The 12275-nt window shown below is 40.1% G+C and carries 6 protein-coding genes; all 6 read right to left on the bottom strand.

All coding sequences use genetic code 11. The annotated features are described in order from the left end of the window. Positions 1 to 14 precede the first annotated feature (14 nt). The 6 genes from C3V43_RS00365 to C3V43_RS00340 all read right to left on the bottom strand — a co-directional run bounded on the left by C3V43_RS00365 (position 15) and on the right by C3V43_RS00340 (position 12254). Complete coding sequence (locus tag C3V43_RS00365) at positions 15 to 1625, bottom strand: sulfatase family protein (protein WP_106068120.1); 1611 nt, start codon at positions 1623 to 1625, stop codon at positions 15 to 17. 29 nt (positions 1626 to 1654) lie between these two features. Next, the gene (locus C3V43_RS00360) at positions 1655 to 3322 is read right to left on the bottom strand and encodes a RagB/SusD family nutrient uptake outer membrane protein (protein WP_106068119.1); all 1668 of its coding nucleotides are present in this window, start codon (positions 3320 to 3322) and stop codon (positions 1655 to 1657) included. A gap of 24 nt (positions 3323 to 3346) precedes the next feature. After that, entirely contained in the window at positions 3347 to 6535 is a 3189-nt protein-coding gene (locus C3V43_RS00355; RefSeq protein ID WP_106070376.1) for a SusC/RagA family TonB-linked outer membrane protein, read from the bottom strand. Between the two features lie 473 nt (positions 6536 to 7008). Beyond that, a complete protein-coding gene (hepC, locus tag C3V43_RS00350) occupies positions 7009 to 9006 on the bottom strand; it encodes a heparin-sulfate lyase HepC (protein WP_106068118.1) in 1998 nt (665 codons plus the stop codon). A 23-nt stretch (positions 9007 to 9029) separates the two neighbouring features. Continuing rightward, entirely contained in the window at positions 9030 to 10319 is a 1290-nt protein-coding gene (locus C3V43_RS00345) for a DUF4995 domain-containing protein (protein WP_106070375.1), read from the bottom strand. Positions 10320 to 10487: 168 nt separating this feature from the next. Then, complete coding sequence (locus C3V43_RS00340) at positions 10488 to 12254, bottom strand: RagB/SusD family nutrient uptake outer membrane protein (RefSeq protein ID WP_106068117.1); 1767 nt, start codon at positions 12252 to 12254, stop codon at positions 10488 to 10490. Between the last annotated feature and the right edge of the window lie 21 nt (positions 12255 to 12275).

Genomic DNA, 12275 nt, shown 5'->3' with positions numbered 1-12275 from the left:
TATTGAACTTATAATTATCTGTTTTTCATAAACCTTCTGTCGCCCTTAAACAACTCCTTCACTTTCTCGTCCGGGTCATCATCCTTATATTGTTTTTGCAGTTGCTTCAACAAAGACAGCATGCTTGCCTGTTGTTCTGCATATTCCGCTTTCCCGAACACATTGTTCAATTCATTAGGGTCATTCTTCAAATCATACATTTCCCACTCGTCTATATCATTATAGAAATGAATCAACTTAAAATCGGCCGTACGAATGCCGTAATGTCTTTTAACAGAGTGTTCTGCCGGATATTCATAATAATGATAATAGGCAGCTTTTCTCCAATCGGCCGGCACCTTACCTTCATTACCCAGGACAGGCTTCAACGATTTGCCTTGAATGTCATCCGGAATGTCTACTCCTGCAAAATCCAGCAACGTAGGGGCAAAATCCACATTCATGGCAATGGCATTCGATGCGGTACCGGCTTTAATGGCTTTCGGATAGCGAATAATCAACGGCATCCGTTGGCACTCCTCATACATGAAACGCTTGTCGAACCAACCATGCTCTCCCAAAAAGAAACCTTGATCCGAAGTATAAATAATAATCGTATTATCCAATTCGCCGGTTTTCTCCAAATAACCAAGTAAGCGGCCGATATTCTCATCCACAGCCACAACCGTTGCCAGATAATCGCGCATGTATTGTTGGTACTTCCAACTTATCAATTCCTTACCTTTCAATTTCCCATTGCGATACTCGGAAATTCGTTGCGCATATACAGAATCCCACTTGCTTTGCACCTCGGCAGGCATACGCTTGTAGACTTGATAAAGACGGTTTGCAGTATCTTTCAGCATATCCTCACGAGACAGGAATTTCAAATCCCAGTCATCGGTCAATGTATGCTCTATTGACATATCCTGCTCCTTGGCCGCAGCACTTCTGCCTTCATAAGTATCGAACAGTGTGCCCGGTTCAGGAAAAGTGGTATTGTTGAACATTCCGAGATGGCGAGGTGCCGGCATCCAATTACGATGTGGTGCCTTTTGATGATACATCATACAGAACGGTTTGCTTTTGTCTCTGTGTTTCAGATACTCAATAGCCTTATCCGTGATAATGTCGGTGACGTATCCCTTCTCTGCAATCTGTTTTCCATTTTCATTAAAATCGGGATTGTAGTAATCACCCTGCTCATGCTGTCCGGTCAGGATACACCAATAATCAAACCCCTGAGGTTCTGTAATCAAATGCCATTTGCCTATTATTGAAGTCTGATACCCCGCCGCTTGCAACAATTTAGGGAAAGTCTGCTGGCTACCGTCAAAAGTGCTGGCATTATCCGTAAATCCATTGACATGACTGAATTTTCCCGTCAGTATACAAGCCCTTGACGGACCGGACAATGCATTGACCGCATAGCAATTATCCATACGGATGCCTTCATTGGCAATCCTGTCCATATTGGGTGTCTGGAGCAGACGACCTCCATAACAAGACATGGCTTGTGTGGTATGGTCGTCTGTCATCATAAAGATGATATTAGGTCGCTTCGCCTCTTCTTTAGGCCTACCGGAAGTACAAGCCGATAGACTAATGGCTGTAAGAGGTAAAAACAGATAGGATAGTTGATTCATTTTATTATTACATTAATTATATGTTAGTTCTACCTACCATCATTAGAATAGTCGGGGTTCTGCACCAAACTGCCCTTTGTCTCACGTATCTCATAAGAAGGAATAGGATAAAGTTCGTGTTTTCCTCCCTTGAAATAATTACCGGCAGCCCATACATAAGACGTTAATGTTCCGTCTGCAACAGCTGCATTAAATTTTGCGGCAAAATCATGAAGCACTACGGCAAGTTTATTCCAACGGATAAGATCAAAACGTCTGAATCCTTCAAAGCATAATTCTCTGGCACGTTCAATAAAAAGATAATCACGTACGCTTTGCTGATTAGGAAAATCGGCAGAAGTAAAATCAATGGCAGGAGTAGTGGCAGTAGGAACATATCCATAAGCTCTTCTACGCACTTGGTTAAGACATTCTATTGCCAGTTTATCTAACCGCCCATCAAGTTCATTGACGGCTTCTACATACATTAGCAGCACATCCGAATAGCGTAAAAGGATAAAATTAATATCCATATTCTCCAAATCCTTCGGCGGGCCGGGAATCCAATTCCTACGCCATTTGCCCGGAGCCCAAGTGTAACTGTTTTTACGTGGGATTGGAATAACATTATCATTGGCATTTATTTTAAATGTAGCTATTGCCGTTTCCCTGCGAGTATCTCCTTGCTCGTACAAATCATACGCAAAATGTGTTGTCTTTATGAAAGAGTTTCCCAAGCCATAAGAAGAATTCCTATTTATCTCCGGCGAATTATAAGAACCTATTTTACTACTATGATCATTCTCGCCGGAGGGATTATAAAACTGAACTTCATACATCACCTCATTAGGCTCCAGAATATTTTCGCATACATTCTTAAAAACTCTTTCATAATTAGCATTTAGAGCATGATGATGCGAATTTATCAATTCCGCACAAATAGCCTTTACTTTACCATAATATTCCAGATATTTACCCGGCCGCTCCATTTTACCATTTTGATGCAATGAGTATCCTGCCCTAAACAAGTATACCCTCGCCAACAATCCCATCGCAGCCCCTTTGGTCGGACGGCCCTCATAAGAACTCATCTCATCATGCCATGGCAAGTCACTAATGGCCTCTTCCATGTCTTTTACAATTTGCTCATACACCTCTTCCCTATCGGTACGAGTTAACGCAAAATTTTCTTTTTTATCTGAAGCTGTTAGTTTCAATGGTACATCTCCCCACATTCGTACCAAATCAAAATAACAAATTCCCCGTAACAGCTTAGCCTCAGCAATCAAACGATTAAACTTCTTTTTAGATTCATCATCGGGTAATGCAACACGTTCTTTATTGGCCATAATACGGTTCACACGATCTATACCGGTATAATAATATCCCCACGCTTGCTCAATCCAAGTATGAGAAGAATAGATATTGTAGTGCCCCAAATCTCGTGCCGTATGGCCGGTTCCAGAGCCTTTTATATGACTTAAATCCGTATCGCAATCGTTCACCAACATAAAATGGCCGTATGTCATCTTCTGACTTAGAACTTCGTAAGCACCATTGACTGCAAGTTCCAATTCAGAAACATCTTTATAGAAATTCTGTTCATCATAAAAATCATAAGGTGTTTCTGCAAGAAAATCTTCACAAGAAGTAAATAAAATCGGTAGACAGAACGCTATGATATACGCACTAATCAATCTTTTATATAATGTTCTCATAATCCTAAAATGTATAGTTAATATTCAGAAAGTGATATTTGCTCCAAACACAAACGAAACCGCAGATGGATATGCACCCCAATCAATACCAGGCGTTAACCCCTTATTCGAATAAGTATTAACCTCAGGATCGTATCCTGAATATTTAGTGAATGTATAAAGATTATAACCGGTTGCATAGAAACGCACATTAGACAGCTTTACTTTCCTCGTCAGGCTTTTCGGGAGCGTATACCCTAAAGAAATATTATTAATTTTAAGAAAAGAGCCATCTTCTACATATCCGGAGTGAAAAAACAAGTTGGAGCTCCCTTCTACTGAGACATAATCATGTCCCTGATTGACAGCAGTAAGCTGTATTGGATCATTCATGATATACTCACCTTCTGTATTGATAACCGTAAAACGGCGCATTCCTTCATCTTGCAAAGTATTTCTCCAACGATTATTGAATTTAGTGTAATACATCTTATTGGCACTATATATTTTATTACCTATTGAAAAGTTCAAAAAGACATTTAAATCGAAATTCTTCCAAGTAAGAGAATTTGTCAATCCACCATAAATCTTTGGATTAGCATTACCAATGACAGTTCTATCATCTGCTGTTATTTCTTTATTTCCATCTACGTCTTCAAATTTCCAATATCCGGGTTTCGGATAATAGTCTTTATCATAAGGAACTCCATCTCTTACTACATATTTCTTCCGTCCTGCATCATAATTAAAGTCATCTACGGTATAAATACCTTTTAAACGGTATCCATACATTTGCCCCAATGCTTGTCCTATCCGAATTATATAATCACTCTTATTGAATTCAGAAGTTTGCGCCCAATTAGATACAATCTCCATATAATCTGTATTATACAACGCCCTCACCTTATTTTTATTGTGAGAAAGATTCAAACTGGTACTCCAGCTAAAATCCTTTGTCTGTATATTATGTATGGTTACAGCTACTTCAATCCCCCTATTATTAGTTTTTCCCGCATTAATCATCATGGTTTTGTATCCTGACAACAATGGAATCGGAGCATCGAGTAATAAATTCTTAGTTTCAATATTATACAAATCTACACTCAATTGAATGCGCTGGTTCAAGAAGCCCACGTCAAGTCCGAAATTGGAAGTTATATTTGTTTCCCACTGCAAGTCCGGATTATGTAATTGTTTACTGACAAAACCCGCAACTGTATTTATCCCGTTGTATGGAATCCATACAGACCCCATCTTTGACAAACTCAAATAATTGTTTATTCTATTATTTCCTGCCGTACCATAACTCAACCGGAGTTTCAAGTTTGAAAAAATGCCCCATTCTTTAATAAAATTCTCTTCTGAAACTCTCCATGCAAAAGAAGCTGCCGGAAATATTCCCCATTTATGGTTAGATCCAAACTTACTAGAACCATCAGCACGTACAGAAGCTGCAAATAAATATTTGTCTTTAAAACTGTAATTACCACGCATAAAGTATGACAGCATTTTATCACTACCAAGTTCTGTTATCACCTTATCCGGACTAGCCCCCAAAGACATATCCGCCAAGCCAAAATTAATCTTATCAAACTTACGTGCACCAGCCTTTAAATAGTCTGTCTTGTATTGAATAAATTCCTGACCACCCACCAAAGTCAATTGATGTTTTCTATTGAATTTTTTATTCCAAGTAACAACATTATTATACATAAAACTTTGTTGTTCTTCTATTTCTCTCCAGCCATAAGGTGCACCCGCATTTTTTGCTTGCTTAGATCTTTCTGAATAAAAAATATTCGTATTAATAGTACGTTTACGAAGGCCTATGGTGCCACGATATGATAAATCTTTTAAGATTTTAAGTTGCACATCCCCATTAATAGACAAAATGCGATTACGTTTATCCCTTTGTTCACTCTCAATCGAAGCTATCGGGCTCTGCATCTGGCTCGCACCTTCTAATAACAACACAGGATCATCATCATCGATTAATAATTGCTCATCATTACCATTTTTACCAATAGTAGGTCTATATTGGATAACATGTTGCATACGACTGAAAGAGCCTCCTTCCTGAAGCGTGCCTAATCCTTCCGTTTTTTCATCAATATAACTAATGTTCGTGGAGAAGTTTAACCAAGAATTGGCTTCCTGATTAAGTTTTAAACGAAAGTTATCTCGCTTCAATCCGCTTCCGTACCAAACACCTTTATCATCATTACGCGTATAAGTAAGCATGTATTGAGAAGTTTTATTACCACCGCTGAGCGTAATTTTATGTTGCCGAGTTATTGCAGAACGCCGTTCAAAAACCTCTTTTTGCCAATCAATTCCTTTACGATTGCCATATAAATCATCTAATTCATTCCATGTGCCATAAGTCGGTATTATAAAATCACGCATTACATCGGGTTCATTCACAGCCCGCTCATAATCCAATTTTACAAAATCTTTCACATTCAGCAACTCATATCTTTTGTTCACTTTTTTTAAACCGACATACATATCATAATTTATATTGAACTTTTCAGTTTTTCCTCCTTTGGTTGTCACAAGAATAACGCCATTGGCTCCTCTTGCTCCATAAATAGCTGTTGAAGAAGCATCTTTCAGAATGTCGATAGATTCAATATCACTGGACTCTATTCCCTTTAAACCATCTTCACTAGGGAATCCATCAATTATATAAAGAGGCTCATTGCTTTGAGTAATAGAAGTTCCCCCACGTACTTTTATGGAAACATCTGCATCCGGCGAGCCTTGCGAACGGATAATTTGCACTCCTGCAATTTTACCACTCAATGCTTGAGCGATATCAGACACAGGAACTGCTGCCAAATCTTTTGAACTTACAGAAGAAACAGCACCTGTCAAATCCTTTTTCTTTACAGTAGCGTAACCAATGGTAACTACTTCATCCAACATAACCGCATCCGCTTCCAATGTTACGTTTATTACACTTTGCCCATTGACTCTTACCTCTTTAGACTTCATTCCGACATACGAAAACACTAATACATCGGTAGATGCATTATTTATTTTCAAAGAATAATTACCATCCACATCGGTAACCGTCCCAATACCGACAGACCCCTTCAAAACGACACTACCGCCAATCACTTCATAGCCCTCACTATCAGTCACTTTACCTACAACCACTATGTTTTGCGCAAATGTTACCATACAGGTAAAAGTGAGGATAAGCCCAATAATTCCTTTAATTTTATGCATAATCATAATCAATCTAAGGTTTAACATCGAATCTTTTATGAACCAAACATACAACAAACATCTATAAAAGGGTAAAAATAATGTTTCACAAATTCACACTTTTACACAATTCAGATGTTAACATTGTCCATTAAATAAGAGTTTTATGCAAAAAACGATGTCTTATAAAGTTCTTTCTCCGAATAAAGAAGGTTGCTATACTTCTTCAGCTTTTTATAGGATTCCTTTAGTGAATAGAAACGACACCCTTATCTAAGAAAACGAATCCATTTTGAATTTATTCCAGCTTTCCTCTTTGATTTGTTCTTTAGGTCTTTTATCTGCTTTCAGACAGAACTTAGTGAGTAATGTTCTTCATGAAAACAGATAAAAGACTTAGGATAAACTCTGAAGATGTTAAAAACATCCTTTAGGGAAATTAAAACAGATTCTAAATATCATATAACTTCCCTAACAAGAGAATAAGCATTTCGTTACCAGAAACACTCTAATCGACGTTTCTTGCCATTGACAGACACTTCTGCTCTTACGCCCTTCTCATCATAAGACTTATTCAGAAACTTCGCCTTGAATGTAGGACAAGTCATAGTGTTGTTTGCCGGATAGATAATTGTAATATAGCGCACCGCATCCGAGGTTTTCTTATCAATATTGAATGAAACGGCAGTACGAGGCACGCGCTGGCGATATGCAACGGAACGCCAACCTTCTTTTTCTTTCAATGTCATTTTCTTCTCTGCAAAACATTGCAGTTTCACATTGCTTGGTCCTTCAAAAGAAGAAATCAGCATGTTATTCTTTCCATCGACCTCAACAGCACCTTCGCACAAATTATAATTCAAATTGACAGTTCCCTTCGCATCGCCAACAGCCTCATCTACAATGACAAAATATGTCCGGTCAACAAAGAATACGGAACGCCTGTGCTTCAAGCCGTCATAATGCGGATTCTCAGTGACCAAAACTTGTTCATTACCTTCCGACTTCCAAAGTTTGGTAACAGATTCAGTGGTTTGCAGATTCTTTTCATCTAAAGTCAATGTATTATGCACACAAGTCTGACGAAACCAATTACGAAGCTTCATCACTTCAGCGTCTCCTGCATAAACATAAGAACCGCTATCAGGGAACAAATTCCTTCCGTTATACCAAAGTTCAAAAGTTCCGTTATCCGGTTGGCAATGCCATTCTCCTTTCGGACCGGCCTTCACTACCATAACCGTAGCATCTTGCTTCCATCCGTTTCTAAACGTAAAAAATCCGGATGTCAGAGCTCCATGAGAAAGGTAGGGTAAAGGAGAACCTTCCCGACCTTCTGTTGCATAATAGCGTATCCATTCACAATCCGGAAAAATCTTGAGCCAATCCTTGTAATTCCGAATCTCTTCAGAGCGTTCTCCCCTCTTTGCATCGCTAAAGCAAGGATTACTATAATCAGGAAAGCAGATATTGGAATAGAACTCAATCATGTTTTTCACCGTATTCACATATTCTGCGGGAAACTCTTGGCGGAAACCATTCACATCCGCCATACGCAAGGCCTTGCAAAAGATATTGATTGCCGCCAAATGATAATGGGGATCTAACTCATATTGCCCTCCATCAGGATAGACCTGCTTCTTTATTTCACGATTCAGGATACTGATGCCACTCTCTCTCCATGCAGAAGCCTCTCTAAATTCAGGAAAGAAAGCGCCTGCATATACCATGCGCTGGGCTTCAAACAATAAATGATTGCCTTGAGCTGAATAATTGGCCAGAATATGCAATGCATGACGATGATAATTCACCAAAAATTCTGTCAGAAACTCCGGAGTGAACGCAGGCGAGCTTACAAATAAAAGAAATTGCAATGTCTGATCCTGTAAGCGATTACTAACTTCCAACGGACGCCATGCAAAGCGTACATTCTCGGCAATCCCTTTCACCTCACCGGCACTCACCAACTCATACTCTTCCTGCTTTACTTGTGTCAATGGATTTTTCTTGATCCAATCCATATATTGATATGCCCATTCTTTGGCATACTTCTCATCTCCCGAAAGACGATATGCCTTTCCCATCGGAGTAAACCATTTATGGCGATGCAGCTGCCAACGCAGTTCATTGTCTTGCACGGGCCAATACTGCCAATTGATGTCTTTGCCGTAATTATAGGAAGGTTGATATCCTTTATGTACAAAGAAAGTATGCTCCAAAGCATCATCAGCCCATTTTTGTTCTTCTTTAGAGAGCTTGATATTCTTCAAATCAATATCAGGATGCATTACACCGCTTCGATGGCGGTAATAGTCCAATAAAGCTTGAGATGCTTCACTCCACTGTTGCCGTGCACATGCTGCTTTTACCTTTTCCAAACCCGGATAATCCAGATTCAACAGGTCGAAAGCCTCTTTACGCAATTGTTGCGCTTCCGCACATACGGAACTCATCAAAAAGACGACACCTAAAATATATCTTATTACTTTCATGGTAATGGTAAATCGAAATTAAATTAAAGCGATTTATATGTAAGCCCCTTTACTTGCATATAACGGTATAATGCTTCCAGATAATAATAATCGGCATAATTCAGAGGAGTGTCAATCTCTGAGCCGTTAGGAAGCGAACCCGTGGAATGCATTAATATAAACCCTTGATTAGTGCCCGTCTTCGCCAAATAAGCATCCGAAGAAAGAGATTTCAACAATTTCTCTGCGTAATCAAGATAGATTTGCCCGTCCTTTGCCAATGTGCCGAGTTCTATCAAAGCAGAAGCTGTAATAGAAGCCGCAGAAGCATCTCTGGGTGTATCAGGCCTATCGGGTGCATCATAATCCCACAAAGGAATATCGTCATTCGTCTTTACACGTGCCATAATGAGTGCCGCTATATTTTCAGCCTGCTTCAAGAAAACGGTATCCCTCGACTCACGATAGCAGGAAGTATATCCATATACTGCCCAAGCCTGTCCACGCGCCCACGACGAATCATCATTCTTTCCCTGATGCGTACACTTCAGTTCAACAGTACCGTCATTATTATAACTTACTACGTGGTAGGATGATTGGTCATCTCTGAAATGATTTTTTAAAGTTGTCTCAGCATGTCTCAGAGCTATTTCTTTGTATTTTGAATCGTTGGTAAGATGGCTTACATAAAACAGCAAATCCAGATTCATCATGTTGTCGATAATCACAGGAAAATTCCACTTCCCGAAATCCCACGAACGAATGCAACCGATATTGGAATCAAAACGTCCGCACAAATTATCTGCGGTTTGTATCAATGCCTGACGGACGCTATCTGAAGGGGATATACGATAGGCATTTCCAAAACTGCAATTCATCATAAAACCGATGTCATGTGTACCTTTATACTCGCGAACCGGATACAGATAGTTTGTATATTTCACAGCATCTGTTTTCAGTTCTTCATTATTCGTCAACAGATACGCATACCATAAACTTCCCGGAAAGAATCCGCTTGTCCAATCATATATGGAGGCACAATAGCGTCGGGTTCCCAAGGCTTCTTTTACGGGCTTTACTCTCAAAGAGTCCTTAAAAGTCGCCGGGTCTCTTTGTAATTGGCTGCAAAGAAAGTCCATATCATATCCCGTCCAAATAGAACGAGGTAACAAAATAGAATCTCCCACATCTGCAACTGTCTCCTCCAATTGTTTCACTGATGTGTCTATTGCATTCTTCAACCAACCGTAGCCGTCCTTAGTCTGACCGGATGAGCAGCCAAAAAGTCCTTGCAATGCAACCACCGTGCAACAAAACAACACAAATTTCTTCATAAAAAATATTTTATAAGTTATCATTTTCCTCGTATGCTCTATTTATGTATAAAATACCATCTGTGCATACAATAATGGAGAGACTATCAGTCTCATTTCACAGCCTCTCCATTAACAAATTTCTTCTTTTTTCGAAAGTATATCATTCACTCCCGGACAACCGAGGAGTTATTCGTATCCGGGATTATTCTCACCGTTCAAAGCCGCATTAGACTGGATTTCAACCAATGGAATGGGAAACAGTTCATGCTTTCCTGCAATAAAGGTATGGCCTGCCACATAATTGCTTTCTGCCCAAGCCTTCGGATTCCAACTCTTTAAAGTTGCCTTATTGATATGTTCGTCAGCGCCCGGATACCAAGACTCCATATAAGTTTGTGCTGCTTTCAAGGCTTCTTCTAAAATGCCCCAGCGAAGCAGGTCGTACTTGCGCTGGCCTTCATAACACAACTCAAAAGCACGCTCCCAATAAAGAGCCGTACGAAACTTTCCGGCATCGTCATCATCTGCAATAAAGGATAAATCATATACTTTAGGGGCTTTCATCAAACTTGAATAGTTTGCGGAAATTATCGGAGTGGCGCCGGCACGAACACGTACATCATTCAATAGTTTCCAAGCTTCGGAGGTATTGCCCGTTTCGTTATAAGCCTCGGCAGCCATTAAAACGGCATCGGCATAACGTAATGGAGAATAATTGACACCGGTATTGTTCGGGTCGACAAATCCCAAAGCCATCCACTCTCTGCGCCATTTGCCCGGATACCTATATAGACTTTTGGCTATTTCATTGCAGGTATATGATTTTTCCTGCGTTTCTGTTTTTTTATTCCATTTAATAGCATAATCCACAAAGTTCACATCACGACGCAAGTCTTTCGCACTACCGTCTGCATTCGACTCATAGAAAGACTTCCAATAAGGCAAAACCGAGAAGAAGGCATTGGCACGTCCTATATAGTTGCTTGTGCCGGAGTAACTACCCGGTGCATCTACCAGCGGTCCGTTGTAAGTGGCCCACATTCCCGCATTGTCAGTCTCACCCTGATTGGGTTCAAAGGCTATTTCCCAAAGAGTTTCCTGATTGTTCAATACCAACCGGGAATAATTCATAAACAGTTGTTCATAGCCGCCGGCATAAAAACCGTGATACCCTTCGGCTTTCAGAGCTTCCCATTCTTTTATAACGGCCTCAAAATAGGACTTACGGTCAGAATCAGCCGGACGGGTGAGTTTACGAGACGCACGATTCAGACTATAACCGGCTCTCTGCAGATAAACACGCATCAACAAGGCACGTGCCGCACCACGGCAAGGCACTTCGGAAGAAGCTACCTCGCTGCCCGGTTTCAAATGTTCTTTTGCAAAATTCAAATCTTCAACCATCCGGTCGTATATTTGCTCACGTTCAACACGAGGCTTAGTCGTATTCTCATAGCCATTAGTATATTCCGTGCTAAATGGCACGTCGCCAAAAAACTTGACCAAATCAAAAGCAAGGAAGGCGCGAAGGAACTTTGCCTGAGCAACCAACTCCTGCAAACTTTCTTTTTCAGCATACCCCGGCATGCCTTCGATACAAGTAATCGCCACATTGGCCCGGTCTATGCCCTGATAGGCATATTGCCAGATAGAAGCAATCCATGTATTGGCCGAATTGTACTTATAATGAGATATATCGCGACGGGTTCCATCAGAACCGACACCTCTCACCATAAACATATCATCCGAACCGAAGAACGGCATGATATTCTGCCCGTAATATTTTTGAGTTTCAATACAATCGTATATCCCGACAACAGCCATTCTGGCTTTGTCTTCCGTCACGAAGTAGGAATCTTTTTCATAGAACGAAGTAGGTTTCTCTGTCAAGTCACACGAAGTATATCCTACAAGCATCAGTGCGCCAAGCGCATATATAATTTTATTTTTCATTGTGTTCCCTTTTTATATCTG

Origin of the sequence: Prevotella heparinolytica, assembly GCF_002998535.1 — a bacterium.
GTDB classification, from domain to species: Bacteria; Bacteroidota; Bacteroidia; order Bacteroidales; family Bacteroidaceae; genus Bacteroides; species Bacteroides heparinolyticus.
The sequence above is the reverse complement of the archived record's forward strand: the minus strand, read 5'-3'. Positions and strand labels throughout refer to the sequence as shown.